Here is a 22,890-nt window from a genome sequence, read left to right on the forward strand (position 1 = left end):
AGGGTCTCGAAGCACAAACAAGGGCTCGAAGCAAATGCATGTTGCAAACACACACGGATTAAAATTGATAATGGCTAGGAACGAACTCATATGACAAGTAACACAACAGCTGGCGCCGAAGTAGCCGTTGCTTTAGCAGATGAACACAGCACCGAGGCGCTTGGTGCAAGTATTGCGCGCGCTTGTAAGCAGCCAGCAGTTATCTTTTTACGAGGGGATTTAGGTGCAGGTAAAACGACCTTTAGCCGCGGGTTTATACAAGCACTTGGGCATGAGGGTGCTGTTAAAAGCCCAACCTATACGTTAATTGAACCCTACGAGTTGGCTAGTTGGCGAGTTTACCATTTTGACCTATATCGCTTAGGTGACCCGGAAGAGCTTGAATTTATGGGGATTCGTGATTACTTTGGGGCTGATAGTTTGTGTTTAGTGGAGTGGCCTGAGCGGGGTTATGGTATTCTGCCACAGGCCGATTTAGTTATAACATTAAGACCTACGGAGAGTGGGCGTACAGCTGAGCTTGCAGCATACAGCGATATTGGGGAAGGGTTATTAAAACATCTGTTGTAAAACCGCGCAGGCTACTTGCCGTGCTCAGTTGGCTTCTGGCTAGCTGGGCTTTGTTGTGGTCGTCGGTAAGTGTTGCACAAAACATTGAAAATGTTCGTGTTTGGCCATCCGCTGAAAAAACGCGAGTGGTTTTTGATCTATCAGCAGAGCCCACTTACACCTATTTTACTCTGTTTGATAATCAGCCCTATCGCATTGTTATCGATTTTCAGAACACAGCTAACCAAGTGGATTTATCGGCGATTGAAATTGCTTCCGATGTGGTTACTGTGATTCGAACCAGTGGTTCCCCGCGGGCGGGAACATCTCGAATTGTGTTAGAAATCAATAGTGCAACGGCGCCGGAAATTTTTCCTTTGGGGCCCTCTGGTAATTCTGGGCATCGGCTCGTAGTTGATATTGCAGGCGCTACTGACCTTTCACAGGTGGTGGCTGAAAGCCAGAGCAGTACTCCCGCTACCAGTGCTCCGCGGGTTCCGCGAACCCTTGATGCGATACCTATAAGGCCCTTAGTAGTGGCGATCGATGCCGGGCACGGTGGCCGTGATCCTGGTTCAATTGGCCCTGCGGGTAACTTTGAGAAAGTGATCACCCTTGCAGTGGCAAGAAAGTTAGCGGCGCGAGTGAATGCAGATCCAGGAATGCGCGCTGTATTAACGCGCACCGGTGATCAATCGCTATCTTTGGCGCAGCGCACGAGCGTTGTTCGCCGCGAGCGAGCAGATTTCTTTGTTTCCATTCACGCGGATGCCTTCACCACGCCGCAACCCAGAGGTGCCTCGGTGTGGATCTTATCGAAACGCCGTTCTGATACCGAATTAGGCCGCGCCTTGGAGAACAAGGAACGCTTGAGTGAGGAATTAATTGATGTAGTGCCAAGCCTGGAGAACAGCGAAGATGATCCGTATTTAAATCGCACCTTCTTAGATATGCTCCGGGATAATTCCATGGCTGATGGCCATGAAGCAGCTACTATAATTTTAGATCAGCTCGGGCGGGTAACAAATTTGCATCGAGATAAGCCTGAGGGTGCCAGCTTTGGTGTGCTCAGCGCCCTGAGAACGCCTTCCGTATTGGTAGAGTTGGGTTTCATTTCAAATCCGCAAAAAGAACGCTTACTCATCAACAATAGCCATCAAGATCGTTTAGCTAATGCGCTTTATTTAGGCATTCGCGAGTTCTTTTTACGTAACCCCGTGGCAGGTACATCGTTAGCCGAGCTTGAAATACAAACCCACGTTGTGGCTCGTGGTGAATCGCTCTCGGTTATTGCGGCGCGATATGGCGTGCGTGTGGCGGATATCAAAGCCCAAAATAACCTGCGCAGCAATACCATTCGCGTTGGTCAACAACTAGAAATTCCGCTCGGAAGGTGATGGCTATGGCAATTCGATTATTGCCGCCGCAGTTGGCAAACCAAATTGCTGCGGGTGAGGTGGTGGAGCGGCCGGCCTCGGTGGTAAAGGAGCTGGTAGAGAATTGCATTGATGCAGGTGCTACGGAGCTACACATTGATATTGAAAAAGGTGGCGCTCGGCGTATTCGTATTCGCGATAATGGTTCGGGGATTCCAAAAGATGAACTCGAGCTAGCGCTTTCTCGCCATGCAACCAGCAAAATAGCCAGCCTCGATGATTTAGAGGCGATTCACAGCCTGGGGTTTCGGGGTGAAGCGCTCGCCAGTATTAGTTCAGTATCACGCTTGTGCTTAAGCTCAAAACCAGCGCAGCAAGCGCAGGCCTGGCAGGCGTGGTGTGAAGGCCGAGATATGCAGGTAACCTTGGAGCCAACTTCACATCCAGATGGCACTACGGTAGATGTACAAGATTTGTTCTTTAACACACCGGCGCGGCGAAAATTTTTACGCACTGAAAAAACCGAATTCGGCCACATTGATGAAGTAGTGCGGCGAATTGCTTTAGCGTGCCCAGCTGTGGAAATAAAGCTCAGCCATAATCAGCAGTTACTTCGCCATTACCCCAAAGCCATTGCAGAATCACAAATACTCTCCCGGTTACAACAAATTGCCGGTAAGCGCTTTGCCGATGAAGCTATATTTTTAGAACTGGCAGCCGATGCGGAATCAGGGCAAACATTAGGCATTCGTGGCTGGATCGCGCCGCCAGATGCCTGCCGCCATCAAACTGATGTGCAATACATGTATGTGAACGGCCGCATGATGAAAGATAAATTGTTGAATCATGCGGTGCGGCAAGCTTATGGGGATAGTTTAGCCAGTGATCGGCAAGCCACCTATATTTTGTACATCACCTTGCCCGCTAACGATGTTGATGTAAATGTGCACCCAGCCAAGCATGAGGTGAGATTTCAACAGGCGCGGCAAGTTCATGATTTTGTATTGTTGCAATTACGCGAAGCCCTAGGTGCTCATGTGCATGCTCAGCAAGAGCAAGGTTATACGCATCATTACGAATACAGCCAATTGCAAGCTAAACCCGAGAGCTCTGCGGCCTTCGGTTCTGAGTTTTCCGGTGCTGGGGTTTCCGGTGCTGGGGTTTCCACAACTGGAGCACCCACACCCGGAGCAGCCACACCTGGAGCAGCCACAGCCGGAGCATCGAAAATGCACCAGAATGGGCCAACACCGGGTGGTGAAAATTCTGAGGCAGCATCGGGTACCGGAAGAAGTATTCTGCCAGGGGCTTTTGTTGTGGGCCAAGGCCGAGGTACTGCGAGTAAGCCTTCTGCGAATCAGATTCGTGAGCAAGAGGCGTATCAGAGTTTATTTCAAACGCCGTTGCCAGCAAGTGAAACAGCTACTGCTAATGCAAACTTTAATACCCAGGATGCACCGAGTTTTGAACATTCGAATGCTGCTGAGGCGGGCGAAAAGGGTTCGGAATCTTACAAGTATTTGAGCCTTTTAGAGGACCGTTGGTTACTCTTACAAACCGATAGCAAGCTGGCACTGCTGGATATTCAGCAGGCCCAGTTCCGAGTGCAAACCCAGCGCATCAGGCAGCAGCTCGCAATCGGTTTATCAGGGCAGCCCCTGTTGATGCCGGTGCAGCTTAAAATAGAACATAGCAAAGCGCTCGAGTTTCCAATGTTGCTCAACCGTTGCGGTGTTATGTTAGTAGAAAAACGGCTGCGTGGTGGGCAATACCAGCTCACCATTCAACAAGTGCCTGAGCCATTAAGAAAAGGTGATTTGGGTAAAAGTATTCCGAAATTACTGGCAATACTCGATGAGATTATTGCTGCTACTAATCCGCCCGAAGGTAATTTTGAAGAAGCGCAAGTAAGCACTTACTTGCAGAACTCAACACTTGCAGAGTGGCTTGCTGAGCAAGGCTTGAAAGAAGCATACTCAGTGGTTGAAAGTAAGCAGTGGCTCGCGTTTTTACAACAAACGTCGGGCTGGCAGCGTTGTTTGCAACCGCTAAATTGGCGAGGTGCGCTGCGCCACGATGAAAACTAATATGAGCTATGATGAGAAACGAAACGCCAACGGGTGGTTAGATACTAATGTTGATATCAGCCAATTAACTCGGCATCTGCAACAAGGCGTGATTTGTTTAAGTGGCCCAACAGCGGCGGGCAAAACTGCGCTCGCTATGGCGTTGGCAAAAAGGCTGCCGGTTGAACTAGTAAGTGTTGATTCGGCGCTGATTTATTGCGGTATGGATATCGGCACAGCGAAACCTACGCCAGCTGAACTAGCAACCTGCCCGCATCATTTAATTGATATTCGAGATCCAGGTGAAATTTATTCAGCAGCAGATTTCCGGAACGATGCCCTGCGTGTGATTGCCGCGATTCGCCAACGAGGGAACATTCCTTTGCTTGTTGGTGGCACCATGCTTTACTTCCGGGCCTTGTTGGCGGGCCTTTCTGATTTGCCTGCGGCGGATAGTGATATTCGAGCAGCACTCCAACAACGAGCAGATAAAGAAGGATGGTTGGCGCTCCATGAACAGCTGTGTCAGCTCGACCCGATTGCCGGCAAACGTATTCACCCCAACGACCCGCAGCGCCTATTGCGAGCTTTAGAAGTTTATGAAATAACAGGAAAAACCCTTACAGCACTAACGCAATCGCAACAGCCCGGTTTAACCATACCAACATGGCAGATTGCAGTAGCGCCGGATGATCGGAAAATCTTGCATCAGCGTATTGAAAAGCGATTCCGCTCAATGCTCTCTGCTGGTTTTGCGGAAGAGGTTGAAAAGCTGCGCAATCGGGGTGATTTACATTTGGATCTGCCATCGATGCGTTCAGTGGGGTATCGGCAGATGTGGTTGCATTTAGATGGCGTTTTAAGCGCTGAAGAAATGCAGGAAAAGGCGGTGATTGCTACGCGGCAGCTTGCCAAACGGCAAATCACCTGGCTGCGTTCATGGCCGGGATTAACATGGATTAATCCGCTATCGGATTCTGCTGAAGCAAATGCGTTGAATTGCTTATTAGAACCACCACTTGCGCCAGAAGCTTGGTTAAAGAAAGACGAAAGTAGCGCGTAAGTTAAGAGTAAACACTGAAAAGCGCTTGAAAATACGAAAAAATGCCCAAGATCAATTTGGACTAAAATCAAATTTTGTTGCTACACTAGATTGAAGTTTAGATTTCTCGTGTCTTTGATGGGCTAGCGTGTTTATTCTAAACTTTTACGCAATTAGGGAAAGCATTGGGAAAGCACTGGGAAGCGAAGCGTTAATTAGCAGTGGTACCCGCAACAATACTAATAAAATAAAGGAGCCAACCATGGCTAAAGGGCAAACCTTACAAGACCCTTTTTTGAACGCACTGCGTCGTGAGAGAATTCCGGTCTCAATCTATCTGGTGAATGGTATCAAGCTGCAAGGGCAGGTTGAATCTTTTGATCAATTCGTGGTGCTACTAAAGAACACAGTAAGCCAGATGGTGTACAAACATGCGATTTCAACTGTTGTGCCAGCGCGGACGCCAAGTCAGTATCCGCCGCAAATAGGGCAGGATGAAAACGAAAACGAACTTGAGTAACTTGTTCATTAAAGAACAATGTAGGAGCGGCTTGCTTGTTTGAGCGGTATGAAGGTGGCGAGCAGGCCGTGTTGGTTCACGTAGAGTTTTCTAATGAATCAGCACGGGAAGATCTCGAAGAGTTAAAATTATTGGTGTCGTCTGCAGGTGTGGAAGCTGTTTCCGTAATGACAACTTCTAGGCACTCGCCAGATGCACGTTTATTTATTGGCTCAGGTAAAACTGAAGAAGTAGCAGCTATGGTGCAAGCCACGGGTGCTGAAATTGTAATCTTTAATCATCCTCTTTCACCCTCTCAGGAACGGAACATCGAGCGCGAAGTTAAGTGCCGTGTCCTCGATAGAACAGGGTTGATACTCGATATTTTTGCGCAGCGAGCAAGAACTCACGAGGGTAAACTGCAAGTTGAACTTGCGCAGTTACGGCACATTTCCACACGGCTAATTCGCGGCTGGACCCACTTGGAGCGGCAGAAAGGCGGCATCGGCTTGCGCGGGCCTGGGGAAACGCAACTAGAAACGGACCGTCGATTAATTCGTGGCCGGATTAAAAATATTTTGGCGCGGCTGGAAAAGGTGTCGAAGCAGCGCGAGCAAGGCCGGCGTTCCCGGCAACGCGCCGAGATTCCAACAATAGCTTTGGTGGGGTACACGAACGCTGGCAAATCAACCTTATTTAATCGCCTCACCGATGCCGATGTTTATGCGGCTGATCAGCTGTTTGCAACGCTCGATCCAACCTTGCGAAAATATGAGCTTCCAGACGTTGGTTCACTGATATTCGCAGATACCGTTGGTTTTATCCGGCATTTGCCACACGATTTGGTGGCGGCGTTTAAGGCAACATTGCAAGAAACCCGCGATGCGGAGTTACTTTTGCACGTTATGGATTGCCACGATGAACGCATGCTTGATAATCAATATGAAGTGGATAAAGTTCTGGCAGAAATAGCAGCCAGTGATGTTCCGCAGCTGTTAGTGATGAACAAACTCGATTTGGTGCCCGATATGCAGCCCAGAATCGTACGTGACGATGATGGCAAAGCGCGCGAAGTTTGGCTTTCTGCACAAACCGGCGAAGGCGTCGATTTATTGCGCCAAGCTCTGCACGAATGGTTAGTGCCACAATTAATGATTGAAGAGCTGAGGTTAGGCCCAAATCAGGGTAAATTACGTAGTCAGTTATATCAGTTACAATGTGTAACCGATGAACATCCACAGGACGATGGAGATGTGATAGTATCGGTTCGTGTTCCTGTCGTAGAATGGCAGCGTTTACTGAAACAATTTGGTGAGCAGTTAACACGTAGCTTGTGTTAACAAGCGTGTTTTTAGATAACAATTTATTTGTTGGAGTAATCAATGGCCTGGAATCAACCGGGAAGTGGCGGCAAAGATAAAGATCCTTGGGGTAACAAGCCACAAGGTGGTCGTGATCAGGGGCCTCCTGATCTTGATGAAGCTTTGCGTAGCCTTATGGGCAAATTAGGTCTTGGCGGCAAAGGCGGCCAAGGGAGTAATGGCGGTGGCGCAACTGGCGTACCGAAAAAGGCGGTAGGTATAGCGCTTTTCTTGGTGGTGTTGGTGTGGTTTATTGCTGGTTTTTATACCGTGAAGGAAGCGGAGCGCGGTGTCGTTTTGCGTTTCGGCGCATATCATTCTGAAGTTGGTGCCGGTTTACACTGGCGGCCAGTATTCGTTGATCAGGTAGAAAACGTAGATGTGAACAACGTTCGCGCTCAGCAAACGGCCGGTTTCATGCTTACAGAAGATGAAAACGTAGTACGCGTGGAACTTGCAGTGCAATATCGGGTGATGAATCCGAGAGCATACTTGTTCAACGTGGAAGCGCCTGATTCAAGCTTATCGCAAGTAACCGATAGTGCATTGCGTTATGTTATTGGTCATAACACTATGGATAATATCCTTACTGTTGGCCGGGAAGAAATTCGCCAGCAAACCTGGGAAATTATCGATCAATTAACTGAGCGCTATGGCTTGGGCATAACCGTTATTGATGTGAACTTCCAAGGTGCACGGCCACCAGAAGAGGTGCGCGACGCATTTGACGATGCGATTCGTGCGCAGGAAGATCAAGAACGTTTCGTTCGCGAAGCCGAAGCTTATGCAAGAGAAATTGAACCTACCGCGCGTGGTAGAGTGCGCCGCTTGCAACAAGAAGCTCAGGCATACAAAGAGCAAACGGTTCTTCGAGCGCAAGGTGAAGTATCACGGTTCAACGAGCTACTCCCACAATATCAGGCGGCACCAGAAGTAACGCGGCAACGCATCTTCTTAGAAACGCTTGAAGAAATCTACGCGAACAACGCGAAAATCTTTATTGATGTAGATGGTGGTAATCAAATGATGTATCTGCCCCTTGATAAGATTTTAGAGCAACACAACTCGCGTGCAGTTCGCCCGCAGGCACCGATGTTGCCAGCGAACTCACAGCAGAACGGGCAGAGCTCTTCGGGGCAAAGTTCGAGCCAGCAACAAGATAATGGCCGAACTAGCAACCGATTCAGCCCTCGGGGGGAGAATTAAGCTATGAAAAATCTAACTATTGTAATTGTGATTATTCTCGCGCTATTGGGTTACTCCTCGCTTTTCACTATTGGTGAAGGTGAGCGCGGAATCGTTATTCGGTTTGGTAAAGTTGCTCAGGATGAGCAGGGCGTGGCGGTGGTTTATGATCCGGGCCTGCATTTTAAACTGCCCTTTATCGAGCGAATCATTAAGCTTGATGCGCGGATTAAAACACTTGACGACCAAGCTGACCGCTTTATCACCAGTGAAAAGAAAGATTTGATCGTAGATGCCTTTGTGAAATGGCGCATCGAAGATTTTGCCAAGTACTATCTTTCTACTGGTGGCGGCAACCAGCGCCAAGCGGAAGAGCTACTCATGCGCCGGATTAACGCTGGCTTACGGGCTGAGTTTGGTGCTCGTACGATTCGTGACATCGTTTCTGGCGAGCGTGATGAATTAATGGAACAAGCGTTAATTCAAGCATCGGAAAGCTCTAACGATTTAGGCATTCAGGTACTCGATGTTCGGGTAAAACAAATTAACTTACCTACCGAAGTTAGTACCGCAATTTTCGAGCGTATGCGTGCAGAGCGAAATGCGGTAGCGCGGGAGCATCGCTCTGAAGGTCGCGAGCAAGCGGAAATTATTCGGGCCGACATCGATGCGCGGGTAACGGTTATGTTAGCCGATGCTGAACGTGAAGCGCGGCAAATCCGCGGTGAAGGTGATGCGGAAGCAGCGCGGATATATGCGGAAACCTATAGCCGTGATCCTGAGTTTTTTGCCTTTATCCGTAGCCTCGAAGCGTATACAGCAAGCTTTGGTGATGGTGATAGTGTATTAGTACTCAGCCCAGATAGTGATTTCTTCAAGTATTTCAATCAAATGGACATGCTTGCTGATTAAGGCTTGTGGCAATATTTAAACCATAAAAACGGGAGCATAGGCTCCCGTTTTCTTTGCTGTAGATTAAGTGGTAGCCTATCCCCTTGCACGATCTTAGCTATCAATATAGTGAGAATTGTATGTATCAGCATTTATATCAACATTTTTTACGGGCGCGGCCTAATCTTTTGCATTGTGCACCACATAGCCACTATTACTGGCCTGATGTTACCCGCGAGGCGCAATTAGCGTATTGGGATGATTCGGCACGTTTCGCGGATGAAAAATGGAGTTTTCTGTTTTCCGAAAAGGTACCTGAGCTGCAAAAAAACATCGCTGAAGAACTAAACCTTTCTCACTCAGAACAAATTGTGTTTGCGCCTAACACCCATGAGTTAGTGTATCGGTTATTAAGCGTATTTTCTGCCGCAAAACCCTTAACTATTCTAACCACTGATGGCGAATTTCATAGCTTCAATCGGCAAAGCCGACGCATTTTAGAGCGAGGTAACGTAACCCTCGAGTGCATCCCTTGTGAACCTATCGATACTTTTTCAGAGCGATGGTGTGAGGCCGTAAATAGGCAAGCGTGGGATATGATTTTTATCAGCCAAGTATTTTATAACAGCGGCATTATTGCGCCCGAGCCGAGTGTTTGGCTGCCCTTAGTAAATGCTGAAGAAACATTGGTTGTTGTTGATGGCTATCATGGTTTTTGTGCGTTAGAAACGAATTGGCAACCATACGAAGATAGAATTTTCTACCTTTCTGGCGCTTATAAATATGCCCAAGGTGGGGAGGGTATGTGCTTTGCAGTGGTGCCGAAGAACTGCAGATTGCGCCCGGAATATACCGGATGGTTCGCCGATTTTGCCGGCTTAGCAAAGGCTCAAGAGGGCGCCATTAATTACAGCGATGATGGCATGCGGTTTGCTGGCGCTACTATGGATTTTAGTGCACTGTACCGCTTAAATGCGGTGTTCGATTTATGGCGAGCCGAAGGCTTAGATACGGCAACTCGGCATGCGTATGTTCAAAGTTTGCAGCAGGCTTTTCTTGCTCACATCGATGGTTTAGGCCACCGGGAGCTGAATCGTCAGAATTTATTGTTAGCTGCGAATGATGTTGATAGCCTCGGCGCTAATCATACAAGTTCCGGTAATGCCATTACCGGCGCTATTCAACATGGCCATTTTTTCACGTTCTTATTAGATTCAGCAGCCACAGTAGAGGCGCTAGCGGCACGCCTGCGTGAGCAGGGAGTGGCAACCGATTATCGAAATAAACGCTTGCGGTTTGGTTTTGCACTTTATCAAAACCCAAATGATTTCCAGAGAATACGAGGATAAGGCGGTAAATTTTACTGCTGTGTTTAAAAATCACTCTGAAAAAGCGGGCGTTTCTGCTAGAATCCCCGCTTAATCCACCGCCATACCAGCGTCTATACATCCAACGTGTGAACTAAAACTATCATGAGTAAAAACGTCGTTATTCTTGGCACCCAATGGGGTGACGAAGGCAAGGGAAAAATTGTTGATCTATTAACCGATAAAGCCACCTACGTTGTGCGCTATCAAGGTGGCCATAATGCCGGCCACACATTGGTTATTGATGGGGAAAAAACGGTACTGCACTTAATTCCTTCCGGAATTTTGCGTGATAACGTTACCTGTATGATTGGTAATGGTGTTGTGTTATCACCGGAAGCACTCATGAAAGAAGTAACCATGCTGGAAGAGCGTGGTATCCCGGTGCGTGAACGCCTGCTAATAAGCGAAGCATGCCCATTAATTCTGCCTTACCATATTGCCTTAGATCAGGCTCGTGAACTTGCCCGTGGCAAGAAAGCGATTGGTACCACTGGCCGCGGTATTGGCCCTGCGTATGAAGATAAAGTGGCGCGCCGGGCGATTCGCGTGGGCGATTTATTTCACCCTGAGCGCTTAGCTGAGAAGCTAACTGAAACAATGGCATTGCATAATTTTGTTCTGCAAGAATACTTTCAACAAGAGCCGGTTTCGGTGGCTGATGTATTAGCCTATTGCTTAGAAATTGCAGAAATACTAAAGCCGCTGATTGCCGATGTACCTGGTGTTTTAGAACAGGCGCGGCAAGCGGGTAAAGCAATCATGTTCGAGGGTGCACAAGGCACCTTGTTGGATATTGATCACGGCACTTATCCGTACGTAACGTCTTCGAATACAACGGCAGGCGGCGTAGCTACTGGCGCTGGTTTCGGCCCTCGCTATCTTGATTACGTACTTGGTATTGTAAAAGCTTATACAACCCGTGTTGGTTCTGGCCCATTCCCTACCGAATTAGATTGTGAAGTAGGGGAACACCTTGGGGTTAAAGGCCATGAGTTTGGCGCAACAACAGGCCGTAAGCGCAGAACAGGTTGGTTTGACGTTGTGGCCATGCGCCGCGCAGTGCAAATTAATTCAATTAGTGGTTTATGCTTAACCAAATTAGATGTACTCGATGGTTTGAAAGAGTTGAAAATTTGCACCGGGTATAAAATGCCGGATGGCCGCATTGTTGATTTACCGCCGATGGCCGCCGAAGATTATGAAACAGTAGAACCAGTGTATGAAACTATGTCTGGCTGGGATGAGCGCACGGAGGGCGTTACTGAGCATGCTGAGTTACCGGCGGCAGCTTTGGCTTACATTAGCCGCTTAGAGGCACTCCTAGGCGTTCCTGTAGATATTATTTCAACGGGGCCAGATCGCGCAGAAACGATTATCTTGAAACATCCGTTTGGCGTTTAGACGTTAACATCATCGAGCGCTGGCAAAATAAACTATTAATTTGTAATTTTTTGCTCGAATGAAAAGCTTACAAGAAAGGGTAGGAAAATTAAGTTACTGCCCTTTGTATGAAGAACGCACGAAATAAGCTGTTTTTTTACGCTGATGCATTAAAAATTAAGCAATCAGATAAAAAAAACAAAAAAAATGCGCATAGGTGGTTGCAAGACCCTAACCAATCCCCTAGAATGCGCTCCACCTAAACGGTGGCGCCGGCATAGCTCAGCTGGTAGAGCAACTGACTTGTAATCAGTAGGTCGGGAGTTCGACTCTCTCTGCCGGCACCATTTTTTAGAAAAGATACGTGGAGGGGTTCCCGAGCGGTCAAAGGGATCAGACTGTAAATCTGACGGCTCAGCCTTCGCAGGTTCGAATCCTGCCCCCTCCACCACTTTTTCTGATTAGGTCCGAGGTAGCCCTGAATCTGATTGCGGGTGTCGTATAATGGCTATTACCTCAGCCTTCCAAGCTGATGACGCGGGTTCGATTCCCGCCACCCGCTCCATATCAAATTTGTGTTGCTGATATAGCTCAGTCGGTAGAGCGCACCCTTGGTAAGGGTGAGGTCGGCGGTTCAAATCCGCCTATCAGCACCAGTTGATTCGCAGTTTCAGTTACCTCCCCTAATCGTTAAAATATAATTTCATTTAAACATCATGAAGCACTGGCGAGCATTGCCCGCCGCGCGTTTCGAAAGAGAGGCTGTTATGGCTAAAGCAAAGTTTGAACGTTCTAAGCCGCACGTAAACGTAGGTACTATCGGTCACGTTGACCACGGTAAAACTACTCTGACTGCGGCCATTACATCTGTCCTAGCGAAACACTACGGTGGTTCTGCTCGTGATTTCGCACAGATCGATAACGCGCCAGAAGAAAAAGCGCGTGGTATCACCATCTCTACTTCACACGTAGAATACGATACGCCAACTCGTCACTACGCCCACGTAGATTGCCCAGGTCACGCGGATTATGTGAAAAACATGATCACTGGTGCTGCGCAAATGGACGGCGCTATCTTAGTAGTCGCTTCTACTGATGGCCCAATGCCACAAACACGTGAGCACATCTTGTTGTCACGTCAGGTAGGCGTACCGTTCATCGTAGTATTCATGAACAAGTGCGACATGGTAGACGACGAAGAGTTGTTGGAATTGGTAGAGATGGAAGTTCGTGAACTTCTTTCAGAGTACGATTTCCCAGGCGACGATTTACCAGTAATTCAAGGTTCAGCGCTAAAAGCGTTGGAAGGCGAAGAGCAGTGGGAACAGAAGATTCTAGAGCTAGCAGAAGCGTTAGATAACTACATCCCAGAGCCAGAGCGTGATATCGATAAGCCATTCTTGATGCCAATCGAAGACGTATTCTCAATCTCAGGCCGTGGTACAGTAGTAACCGGTCGTGTAGAGCGCGGTATTGTAAACACTGGTGATGAAGTAGCTATCGTTGGTTTGAAAGACACCACGAAAACTACAGTAACAGGTGTAGAAATGTTCCGTAAGTTGCTTGACGAAGGTCGTGCAGGTGAGAACATTGGTGCGTTGTTACGTGGTACTAAGCGTGAAGATATTCAACGTGGCCAAGTATTAGCGAAGCCAGGTTCAATCACGCCACACACTAAGTTTGAAGCTGAAGTGTACGTGTTGAGCAAAGAAGAAGGTGGCCGTCATACGCCGTTCTTTAAAGGCTATCGTCCACAGTTCTACTTCCGTACAACAGACGTAACGGGTGCTGTAGAGCTACCAGAAGGCGTAGAAATGGTAATGCCTGGTGACAACATCAAATTCGTAGTTGAATTGATTGCACCAATCGCGATGGACGACGGCTTACGCTTCGCTATCCGTGAAGGCGGCCGTACTGTAGGCGCTGGTGTAGTATCGAAGATTCTTGACTAATTCTAACTGAATTAAGTTAACATCTTGCAAGAAGGCGCCTACGGGCGCCTTTTTCATATCTTGCCCCGGTATTAATCAGCGATCTAGCAAGCAATGCAGGTGTACCCAAAATTTGCTGCTAGCAATAAAGTTAGGCTAAGCTGATAACTTATTCATTGCGTTTAGGGTGAAGAGGAATGGACCAAGAAAAAGCTCGAGCACAATCGGATAAACCTAAGCCAGACCAAAACAAAGATACTTCCTCAGGTTTAGAACAGGCGTTACCAATTGGCTTAGTTTTAGGAGTGGCACTTGGTGTTGCGCTAGATAGCATGGGTGTCGGTATTGCTATTGGATTTGCTCTAGGCGTTGCACTCATGCCGGCGTTTGCTTCGGCAACTAATGAAAAGAAGGGCGCCGGTGAGGAAGCGAGCGAAAAAAGCACTAATGAGAAAAGCACTAACGAGAAGAGCCCTGACGAGAAAAATAAGTGAGGGATAACCCATGACCACTTGGATTAGCCATCGCGGTTACACTGAGCGGGCAACAGAAAACACCGCAGAGGCTTTTGCCGCAGCTATTGATTTAGGTTTTGAGCATCTGGAAACAGATTTGCGCTGTAGCCGTGACGGCCATATTGTGCTTTGCCATGATGCGGATTTAGCCCGCGTAGCTGGCTCTTCGCTGCGTGTTCACGAACTAACCCGCAAAGAGTTAGCGGAATATCGATTAGCAAAAGGCCAATCATTACTCTTCTTTGATGAATTATTAGCGGATTTCTCAAGCTATCAGTGGATACTCGATATAAAGCCAGAACAGGCTGAACGCACCGTCACGGTCCTACAACAGCTCAGTAAAGACCCTGCAATTGAACGTTTTCTTCTTGAGCAATCTCGTTATCTACTTTGGCAAGATAGCCATCAACGCACCTTAACCGAAGTTTTGTCCGGAGCATTTTGTTTGGCTCGGGATAAGGCATGTTATCGAGCCGGCACGGCTGCATTGCTTGGTGTGCCCCAGCTTGGCGGTATTCAAAAGGGCCAATACTATGCCGTGCCACCGCGATTGAAAGGCGTACCGATTTTATCGGAAGCCATGGTTGCGCGCTTTCATTCCCAGGGCGCGCACGTGATTGGCTACCTTCCGGAAACATCGGAGCAACACGAGCAGGCTTTAGCCGCTGGTGTTGATGAAATCCTCACTAACCATGCCCCCGAACTACAGAAATTAAAAAGCACCAGAAGCGATAGTTTTTAGTTTCTTCATGGCTTGCTTTTAAGCCTTTGATCGGTATAATGACGCGTCCATTCCGATGCCTATCTTCCTCCCAGCTTGCGTTTACTTGCTTAAGGTTGATTAATATCGGAATTTAGAACAATTTCTAGGGGTGTAGTTCCAATTGGTAGAACAGCGGTCTCCAAAACCGACGGTTGGGGGTTCGAATCCCTCCACCCCTGCCAGTTTCAGCTGAATCAACGCGGGTCCGGCATATAATGAGTGTAAATACAGAAAACCAAGGAAATTCACTAGATATCGTAAAGTGGATTATTGTAGTAGCTCTGCTTGTTGCTGCAGTTGTGGGTAATAACATGTATGGCGATATGTCCGTAGCATTGCGTGCATTAGCGGTTGTTATTATTGTTGTTATCGCAGGCTTTATTGCCGCAAAAACTGAGAAAGGTTCAACTTTCTTGGGTTTCGCAAAAGATAGCCGAACTGAAGTTCGTAAAGTAGTGTGGCCGAGCCGCAAAGAAGCTACGCAAACAACCTTAATTGTGTTGGCCGCTACAGTGGTAGTAGCTTTGCTGTTGTGGGGTTTAGACGGCATTCTAGTTCGTGTCGTAGGCCTCGCAACTGGTATTCGCATTTAAGGAGTTAGCATCATGACCGAACCAAAGAAAAAGCGTTGGTATGTCGTTCAAGCATTCTCAGGCTACGAAGGCCGCGTTGCAAAAACCCTTGCTGAGTATATTAAAACTCAAGGCATGGAAGAGAAGTTTGGTCAGATTCTAGTACCAACTGAGCAAGTAGTAGAAATGCGCGGTTCACAGCGTCGTAATGCTGAGCGGAAGTTTTTTCCAGGCTATGTTTTAGTTGAGATGGCTATGGATGAAGATTCATGGCACTTAGTTAAAAGCACGCCACGCGTACTTGGCTTTATTGGCGGTACAGCAGAACGGCCAGCGCCAATTTCTCAGAAAGAAGCTGATGCTATTTTGAATCGCTTAACCGAAAACGCAGATCGCCCACGTCCGAAAACATTGTTTGAACCGGGCGAAATGGTACGCGTTAACGATGGTCCGTTTGCTGATTTCAACGGCACTGTTGAAGAAGTCGATTACGAAAAGAATCGGATGAAGGTTTCTGTATCTATCTTCGGCCGTTCAACACCGGTTGATTTAGATTTCAGCCAAGTCGAAAAGGCTTGATCACGTAGGCGGATTACTATACAATCCGCCTCCGTTTTTTACATTTGGGAAGCCGTTTGAGTAAGTCTCCTCTTGGCTTACGAGGCGCATAACCCTTAACACAGAGGTTTTATCATGGCTAAGAAAGTTTCCGCCATCATCAAGCTGCAAGTAGCAGCCGGTGCGGCTAATCCGTCACCACCAGTTGGTCCTGCTTTGGGTCAACACGGTGTGAACATCATGGAATTCTGTAAAGCATTCAACGCTTCTACAGGTGAGCTTGAAAAAGGCGCGCCAGTTCCAGTTGAAATTACAGTATTTGAAGATCGTTCATTTACCTTCATTACTAAAACTCCTCCTGCGGCGTTCTTATTGAAAAAAGCAGCAGGTATTAAGAGTGGTTCAGGCCGTCCTAACACTGAGAAAGTAGGTACTGTTACCCGCGTTCAGTTAGAAGAGATTGCAAAAACCAAAGAGCCAGATTTAACGGCAGCTAGCCTTGAAGCAGCTGTACGTACTATCGCAGGTTCTGCTCGTTCAATGGGCCTGAAGGTAGAGGGGTAATAGACATGGCACGTTTAACCAAACGTATGCGCACCATCCGTGAAGCAGTTGATGGCAACCGTGACTACGATATTAATGAAGCAATTGCTCTTTTAAAAAAATTAGCAACTGCAAAGTTCACTGAAAGCGTTGACGTAGCAGTGAACCTAGGCATTGACGCACGTAAATCAGACCAAAACGTTCGTGGTGCAACTGTACTACCAAACGGCACTGGCCGTGATGTGCGAGTAGCAGTATTTACTTCAGGTGCAAATGTTGAGAAAGCCAAAGCCGCTGGTGCTGAACTAGTAGGTATGGAAGACCTCGCTGAGCAAGTGAAGAAAGGCGAAATGAATTTCGACGTCGTTATCGCATCTCCTGATGCAATGCGCGTTGTTGGCCAACTTGGCCAAGTTCTAGGTCCTCGTGGCCTAATGCCAAACCCAAAAACAGGTACGGTAACTCCAGACGTAGAAACTGCAGTTAAAAATGCAAAAGCCGGTCAGGTACGTTATCGTAACGATAAGAATGGTATTATTCATTGCACCATCGGTCGCGTAGATTTCGAAGACGGTAAACTGAAAGAAAACTTAGAAGCGTTATTGGTTGCTTTGAAAAAAGCCAAGCCAGCCAACGCCAAGGGTTCTTACATTGGCCGTGTGAGCTTATCGACCACTATGGGTGCGGGCGTTCGTGTAGATCAATCTACACTAGAAGCGCGCAGCTAATTAGCGAAAGCTAATAGCTCAAAGGTTGTTGGTACTTAGTGCTTACACTTAAATACTAACAACTATTAAAATCTGTTTCAGTTTTAGGGTTGGAGTCGCCTCTCATTGTTTAATGATGTGGCTCTCATCCAAGACCGCAGGCGCAAATGCCGAGAGGTATTTGCTTAATCATTGAAAGCCAGCGCAGATGGTGATATCCGACTCAGACTCTCTGGGTAGAGATTCACCGTGACAAAGCGGTAGGGGCGTTTAGTTTAAACAAACCTGCCAAATTGTAACGTACGAGTGGAAAGCGAAAGCTAGAAACTCTTAACACGAGGTGATGCTAGTGGCACTTGGTTTAGTAGCAAAAAAAGCAATCGTTAAAGAAGTTAACGATGTTGCTTCAGAAGCACTATCCGTCGCTGTAGCTGAGTATCGTGGAATGGAAGTTGCGGAACTAACCGTACTTCGCCGCCAAGCTCGCGAACAAGGCGTGTATCTGAAAGTTATTCGGAACACTCTTGCAAAGCGCGCTCTAGAAGGCACGAAGTTTGAAGACATTGAATCTGTACTGAAAGGTCCTTTGGTATATGGTTTCTCTATCGATGCACCAGGCAGCGCTGCTCGCTTGTTCAAAGATGCACAGAAATCATCAAAGCATTTGAAAGTTACTGCATTGTCTATCGGTAATGGTTTAATGGGTCCAGAGAAATTGGACGCAGTAGCATCACTTCCGACACGCGACGAAGCATTGGCCAAATTGCTTGCCACCTTCAAAGCTCCGGTTACCAAATTTGTTCGTACTATCAATGAAGTACCTACTAAATTTGTCCGTGTGCTTGGTGCAATCAAAGACGCTAAATAAGCGACAAAATAAATTTAATTTTTTAATCCTTAACCCGGGAGTTTAGAGAAATGGCTCTGACTAAAGAAGATATCTTAAACGCGATCGCTGAAATGCCAGTTATGGAATTGGTAGAGTTGATCGAAGCTGCTGAAGAAAAATTCGGTGTTGACGCATCTGCTGCTGTTGCAGTAGCTGCTGGTCCTGCTGCCGCTGGTGAAGCTGCAGAAGAACAAACTGAATTCACTGTAATGCTTAAAGGCGCAGGCTCTAATAAAGTTGGCGCAATCAAAGCAGTACGTTCAGCTACAGGTTTAGGCCTGAAAGAAGCGAAAGCTTTGGTTGAATCAGCTCCAGTAGCTGTGAAAGAAGGCATCGCGAAAGCGGACGCTGAAGAACTGAAGAAGCAGCTTGAAGAAGCTGGTGCAGAAGTTGAGATCAAGTAATACTCTTGATCTTCAGCGGGGCCTATAAGGCTTTGGCCTGGTGACGTAATTGTCACCAGGCTTTTTGCGCTAAAAAGGATACACCCATTTTTCCTGTATTTGTGGGTATATCGACAGTGATAATACAGGCGAACGAATTGTGACGAAATTCGTTGGCAGCTACCAAACTCCTTTGGTGGCTAGGGTCAGAAATCAGCTAGCTGAGGAACCCCATGGCGTACTCCTACTCTGAAAAAAAACGTATTCGTAAGGACTTTGGAAAGCGCCCTCAGGTGCTTGAAGTGCCTTACCTGCTCTCTATTCAGCTCGATTCATTTAAGAAATTTATTGATGCCGATCCCGAAGGCGGATATGGATTAGAAGCGGCTTTCCGCTCTGTATTCCCTATCGCCAGTTATTCCGGCAATGCTGAATTGCAGTATGTCAGTTACCGTCTTGGTAACCCGGTATTTGATGTAAAAGAATGTCAGATTCGTGGCGTTACTTATTCTGCTCCCTTGCGGGTGACATTACGTCTGGTCATGTATGACCGTGACGCGCCTGCAGGTACGATTAAACAAATCAAAGAGCAAGAAGTGTATATGGGCGAAATTCCGCTCATGACAGAGAACGGTACTTTTGTAATTAATGGTACTGAGCGGGTAATCGTTTCTCAGCTACACCGTTCACCAGGCGTATTCTACGATCACGATCGTGGTAAAACGCATTCATCTGGTAAAGTTTTATATAATGCACGGGTTATTCCTTACCGTGGCTCTTGGTTAGACTTCGAATTCGATCCGAAGGACAATGTGTTTGTTCGTATCGATCGCCGTCGTAAATTACCAGCCACGATCATCCTTCGTGCACTTGATTATACCGACGAGCAAATCTTAGAAATGTTCTTTGAGAACAGCTTCTTTGAAGTTCGCCGCGATAAAATCTACATGGCAGTAGTGCCAGATCGTTTACGCGGAGAAACTGCGTTATTCGATATTAAGGCACCAGATGGCACTGTTATCGTTGAGAAAGCTCGCCGAGTAACAGCGCGCCACATCAAACAAATTACCGATCTCGACATTAAAGAGATGGAAGTGCCGGTAGATTACTTAGTAGGCAAAGTGCTTGCTAAAGATTACGTAGTAAAGAAAACTGGCGAAGTTATTGCGAAAGCGAATGACATCATTACGCTAGAGCTATTGGCTAAATTGCGTGAAGCAGGATTCAAGAAATTTGAAACACTATTCGTAAACGATTTAGACCATGGTCCGTACATCAGCGAAACTTTGCGTGTTGATTCAAGCAGCAACCGTTTGGAAGCATTGGTAGAGATTTACCGCATGATGCGTCCGGGCGAGCCGCCCACTAAAGAAGCAGCAGAAGGCTTATTTGAGAACTTGTTCTTCTCAGAAGATCGCTATGACCTCTCTACTGTAGGCCGTATGAAGTTTAATCGTCGTTTAGGGCGAGAAGAGCTTACGGGCCAAGGCACACTAGCGCGCGAAGATATCGTAGCGGTAATGCGCAAACTGATCGAAATTCGGAATGGTTTAGATGTTGTTGATGATATCGACCACCTAGGTAACCGCCGTATTCGTTCTGTGGGTGAAATGGCTGAAAACCAATTCCGTGTAGGCCTTGTGCGCGTTGAGCGTGCTGTAAAAGAACGCCTAAGCTTAGGTGATCTAGATGCCATCATGCCGCAAGATTTGATCAACGCGAAGCCAATTTCGGCAGCGGTGAAAGAATTCTTTGGTTCGAGCCAATTATCTCAGTTTATGGACCAAAACAACCCATTGTCAGAAGTGACGCACAAACGTCGTATCTCTGCTTTAGGTCCAGGTGGTCTTACTCGTGAACGAGCAGGCTTCGAAGTTCGAGATGTACACCCAACGCACTACGGTCGTTTGTGTCCTATCGAAACACCTGAAGGTCCGAACATCGGTCTAATTAACTCACTTGCAACCTTCTCGCGCACGAACGAATATGGCTTCTTAGAAACGCCATATCGGAAAGTTGCAAACGGTGTTGTTACCGATGATGTTGAATATCTTTCAGCAATCGAAGAAGGCAAGTATGTCATCGCTCAGGCGAATATCACTTTGAATGAAAAAGGTGAAATTCAAGAAGAGCTGGTACCAAGCCGATTCAATAATGAATTTACACTGACTTCGAAAGAACAAGTGCAATTCATGGATGTTGCGCCGCAGCAGATCGTATCGATCGCAGCGAGCATGATTCCATTCCTTGAGCACGATGATGCTAACCGTGCTTTGATGGGTTCGAACATGCAACGTCAAGCTGTGCCAACATTGCGAGCAGATAAACCACTAGTAGGTACCGGTATTGAGCGCACTGTTGCGGTAGATTCCGGCGTAACCGTGGTTGCTAAGCGGGGCGGTGTTATCGATTATGTTGATGCCAGCCGTATCGTAGTTAAGGTTAATGAAGAAGAGTTGATCGCTGGTGAAGCCGGCATTGATATCTACAACTTAACTAAATACACACGTTCAAACCAAAACACCTGTATTAACCAGAAGCCATGCGTAAAAGATGGTGAGCCGGTTATGCGTGGTGATGTGCTAGCCGATGGGCCGTCAACGGATCTAGGTGAACTTGCACTTGGTCAGAACATGCGCGTGGCATTTATGCCTTGGAATGGTTACAACTTTGAAGATTCAATCTTGGTATCTGAGCGAGTTGTACAAGAAGATCGTTTAACCACGATTCATATCCAAGAATTAAACTGTGTGGCTCGTGATACCAAACTTGGTGCAGAAGAAATTACTTCTGATATCCCAAATGTTGGTGAATCAGCTCTCGGTAAACTTGATGAATCAGGTGTTGTGTATATCGGTGCCGAAGTAAACGGCGGTGATATCTTAGTGGGTAAAGTAACGCCGAAAGGTGAAACCCAGCTAACACCGGAAGAGAAACTTCTCCGTGCTATTTTCGGTGAGAAAGCTTCGGACGTAAAAGACAGCTCGTTACGCGTACCAAACGGCGTGAACGGTACTGTAATTGACGTGCAAGTATTCACTCGGGATGGTGTGGAAAAAGATAAGCGTGCGCTTGATATCGAAGCCATGCAGTTAGCTCAGGTGAAGAAAGATCTTACCGATGAGTTTAAAATTCTAGAAGAAGGCTTGTTTGCACGCGTTCGTAGCTTATTGCTAGGTAATGGTTTTGACGAATCGAAACTGGCATCGATGGACCGCAGCAGATGGTTAACGCAGAGCTTGAAAGAAGAATCAGCTCAGCAAGATCTAGAACAAATTGCACAGCAATATGAAGAACTGCGCGAAGATTACGATAAGCGTTACGATGAGAAACGCCGGAAAATAACTCAAGGTGATGATTTACAACCTGGCGTTCTAAAAATCGTGAAAGTTTATCTAGCCGTTAAGCGCCGTATTCAGCCAGGCGATAAGATGGCTGGTCGTCATGGTAACAAGGGTGTTATTTCAACAATCGTTCCGGTTGAAGATATGCCTTACGATGAAAACGGTGATGCTGTTGATATCGTATTGAACCCGTTAGGTGTTCCATCGCGAATGAACGTGGGTCAGATTCTAGAAACTCACTTAGGTGCTGCGGCTCGTGGTATAGGTCGTAAGATAGAGAAGATGATCGAAGCACAGCAAAAAGTCTCTGAGCTTCGTGAATTTATTCAAAAAGCCTACGACATTGGCAAGGGCCGTCAAGACGTTGATTTAAGTACATTTAGCGATGACGAAGTGATGCGATTAGCCGAAAACCTGAAAAAAGGTTTGCCGATGGCTTCACCGGTATTCGACGGTGCGATCGAAACTGAAATCAAAGCGATGCTGAAAATGGCGGATTTACCTGAGTCAGGTCAGGTAACACTATTTGATGGCCGTACCGGCGATACCTTTGAGCGTCCGGTAACTGTTGGCTACATGTACATGCTGAAACTCAACCACTTAGTGGATGATAAGATGCATGCGCGTTCAACCGGCTCTTATAGCTTGGTTACTCAGCAGCCGTTGGGCGGTAAAGCTCAATTCGGTGGTCAGCGCTTCGGTGAGATGGAAGTGTGGGCACTCGAAGCATACGGCGCCGCGTATACGCTACAAGAAATGCTAACGGTTAAATCTGATGATGTGAATGGCCGAACTAAGATGTACAAAAACATCGTAGATGGTAATCATGCAATGGATCCGGGTATGCCTGAATCGTTCAACGTGTTGCTGAAAGAGATTCGCTCGTTAGGTATTAACATCGAGTTAGAAGACGAATAAGCAGCAAGTGTTCGCTTAGCGATAGGCATAGAGTCAGCGAAGTCGAGG

Annotated in this window: 20 protein-coding genes and 5 tRNA genes; all 25 read left to right on the top strand. The window is 47.1% G+C overall.

What is annotated here, in order from left to right:
* Window positions 1-90 precede the first annotated feature (90 nt).
* Window positions 91-570, top strand: a complete 480-nt coding sequence (tsaE, locus tag CWE08_RS01835; RefSeq protein WP_126765051.1) for a tRNA (adenosine(37)-N6)-threonylcarbamoyltransferase complex ATPase subunit type 1 TsaE — start codon at window positions 91-93, stop codon at window positions 568-570.
* A gap of 20 nt (window positions 571-590) precedes the next feature.
* Complete coding sequence (locus CWE08_RS01840; RefSeq protein ID WP_126765053.1) at window positions 591-1,946, top strand: N-acetylmuramoyl-L-alanine amidase; 1,356 nt, start codon at window positions 591-593, stop codon at window positions 1,944-1,946.
* A gap of 5 nt (window positions 1,947-1,951) precedes the next feature.
* Window positions 1,952-4,012, top strand: a complete 2,061-nt coding sequence (gene mutL, locus CWE08_RS01845; RefSeq protein ID WP_126765055.1) for a DNA mismatch repair endonuclease MutL — start codon at window positions 1,952-1,954, stop codon at window positions 4,010-4,012.
* Window positions 4,002-5,054, top strand: coding sequence for a tRNA (adenosine(37)-N6)-dimethylallyltransferase MiaA (gene miaA / locus CWE08_RS01850; RefSeq protein WP_275540775.1), 1,053 nt, complete (start codon window positions 4,002-4,004; stop codon window positions 5,052-5,054). The genes mutL and miaA overlap by 11 nt, the downstream gene beginning before the upstream one ends.
* Window positions 5,055-5,295: 241 nt before the next feature.
* Window positions 5,296-5,553, top strand: coding sequence for an RNA chaperone Hfq (gene hfq / locus CWE08_RS01855; RefSeq protein WP_126765057.1), 258 nt, complete (start codon window positions 5,296-5,298; stop codon window positions 5,551-5,553).
* 35 nt (window positions 5,554-5,588) lie between these two features.
* A complete protein-coding gene (gene hflX, locus CWE08_RS01860) occupies window positions 5,589-6,872 on the top strand; it encodes a ribosome rescue GTPase HflX (RefSeq protein WP_126765059.1) in 1,284 nt (427 codons plus the stop codon).
* A gap of 42 nt (window positions 6,873-6,914) precedes the next feature.
* Window positions 6,915-8,099 carry an FtsH protease activity modulator HflK gene (gene hflK, locus CWE08_RS01865; RefSeq protein WP_126765061.1) on the top strand — a complete coding sequence of 395 codons (1,185 nt, stop codon included), beginning with the start codon at window positions 6,915-6,917 and terminating at the stop codon, window positions 8,097-8,099.
* Between the two features lie 3 nt (window positions 8,100-8,102).
* Complete coding sequence (gene hflC, locus CWE08_RS01870; RefSeq protein WP_126765063.1) at window positions 8,103-8,990, top strand: protease modulator HflC; 888 nt, start codon at window positions 8,103-8,105, stop codon at window positions 8,988-8,990.
* Between the two features lie 119 nt (window positions 8,991-9,109).
* Entirely contained in the window at window positions 9,110-10,318 is a 1,209-nt protein-coding gene (locus tag CWE08_RS01875; RefSeq protein ID WP_126765065.1) for an aminotransferase class V-fold PLP-dependent enzyme, read from the top strand.
* A 123-nt stretch (window positions 10,319-10,441) separates the two neighbouring features.
* On the top strand, window positions 10,442-11,740 hold the full coding sequence (locus tag CWE08_RS01880) for an adenylosuccinate synthase (protein ID WP_126765067.1): 1,299 nt from the start codon (window positions 10,442-10,444) through the stop codon (window positions 11,738-11,740).
* A gap of 250 nt (window positions 11,741-11,990) precedes the next feature.
* Window positions 11,991-12,066: transfer RNA gene (locus tag CWE08_RS01885), tRNA-Thr, on the top strand.
* Window positions 12,067-12,085: 19 nt separating this feature from the next.
* Window positions 12,086-12,170, top strand: a tRNA-Tyr gene (locus tag CWE08_RS01890).
* Window positions 12,171-12,209: 39 nt separating this feature from the next.
* Window positions 12,210-12,284 (top strand) — tRNA-Gly (locus CWE08_RS01895).
* Between the two features lie 15 nt (window positions 12,285-12,299).
* Window positions 12,300-12,375 (top strand) — tRNA-Thr (locus CWE08_RS01900).
* A gap of 111 nt (window positions 12,376-12,486) precedes the next feature.
* Window positions 12,487-13,671: an elongation factor Tu gene (gene tuf / locus CWE08_RS01905; protein ID WP_126765069.1), complete on the top strand. Its 1,185-nt coding sequence runs from the start codon at window positions 12,487-12,489 to the stop codon at window positions 13,669-13,671.
* Window positions 13,672-13,847: 176 nt separating this feature from the next.
* Window positions 13,848-14,144: a hypothetical protein gene (locus CWE08_RS01910; RefSeq protein WP_126765071.1), complete on the top strand. Its 297-nt coding sequence runs from the start codon at window positions 13,848-13,850 to the stop codon at window positions 14,142-14,144.
* A gap of 10 nt (window positions 14,145-14,154) precedes the next feature.
* A complete protein-coding gene (locus CWE08_RS01915; protein WP_126765073.1) occupies window positions 14,155-14,907 on the top strand; it encodes a glycerophosphodiester phosphodiesterase in 753 nt (250 codons plus the stop codon).
* A gap of 126 nt (window positions 14,908-15,033) precedes the next feature.
* A tRNA-Trp gene (locus CWE08_RS01920) sits at window positions 15,034-15,110 on the top strand.
* A 33-nt stretch (window positions 15,111-15,143) separates the two neighbouring features.
* Window positions 15,144-15,521, top strand: a complete 378-nt coding sequence (secE, locus tag CWE08_RS01925; RefSeq protein WP_126765075.1) for a preprotein translocase subunit SecE — start codon at window positions 15,144-15,146, stop codon at window positions 15,519-15,521.
* A 12-nt stretch (window positions 15,522-15,533) separates the two neighbouring features.
* Entirely contained in the window at window positions 15,534-16,079 is a 546-nt protein-coding gene (nusG, locus tag CWE08_RS01930) for a transcription termination/antitermination protein NusG (protein ID WP_126765077.1), read from the top strand.
* A gap of 114 nt (window positions 16,080-16,193) precedes the next feature.
* Window positions 16,194-16,622 (top strand): 50S ribosomal protein L11, encoded by a 429-nt coding sequence (gene rplK / locus CWE08_RS01935; RefSeq protein WP_126765078.1) that lies wholly within the window; start codon window positions 16,194-16,196, stop codon window positions 16,620-16,622.
* Window positions 16,623-16,627: 5 nt separating this feature from the next.
* Window positions 16,628-17,329 (top strand): 50S ribosomal protein L1, encoded by a 702-nt coding sequence (gene rplA / locus CWE08_RS01940; RefSeq protein ID WP_126765080.1) that lies wholly within the window; start codon window positions 16,628-16,630, stop codon window positions 17,327-17,329.
* Window positions 17,330-17,657: 328 nt separating this feature from the next.
* A complete protein-coding gene (gene rplJ / locus CWE08_RS01945; RefSeq protein WP_126765082.1) occupies window positions 17,658-18,176 on the top strand; it encodes a 50S ribosomal protein L10 in 519 nt (172 codons plus the stop codon).
* 50 nt (window positions 18,177-18,226) lie between these two features.
* Window positions 18,227-18,601, top strand: coding sequence for a 50S ribosomal protein L7/L12 (rplL, locus tag CWE08_RS01950; RefSeq protein WP_126765084.1), 375 nt, complete (start codon window positions 18,227-18,229; stop codon window positions 18,599-18,601).
* A gap of 212 nt (window positions 18,602-18,813) precedes the next feature.
* Window positions 18,814-22,842 (top strand): DNA-directed RNA polymerase subunit beta, encoded by a 4,029-nt coding sequence (rpoB, locus tag CWE08_RS01955; RefSeq protein ID WP_126765086.1) that lies wholly within the window; start codon window positions 18,814-18,816, stop codon window positions 22,840-22,842.
* Window positions 22,843-22,890 lie beyond the last annotated feature (48 nt).

Origin of the sequence: Aliidiomarina iranensis (assembly GCF_003987135.1) — a bacterium.
Lineage (GTDB): Bacteria > Pseudomonadota > Gammaproteobacteria > Enterobacterales > Alteromonadaceae > Aliidiomarina > Aliidiomarina iranensis.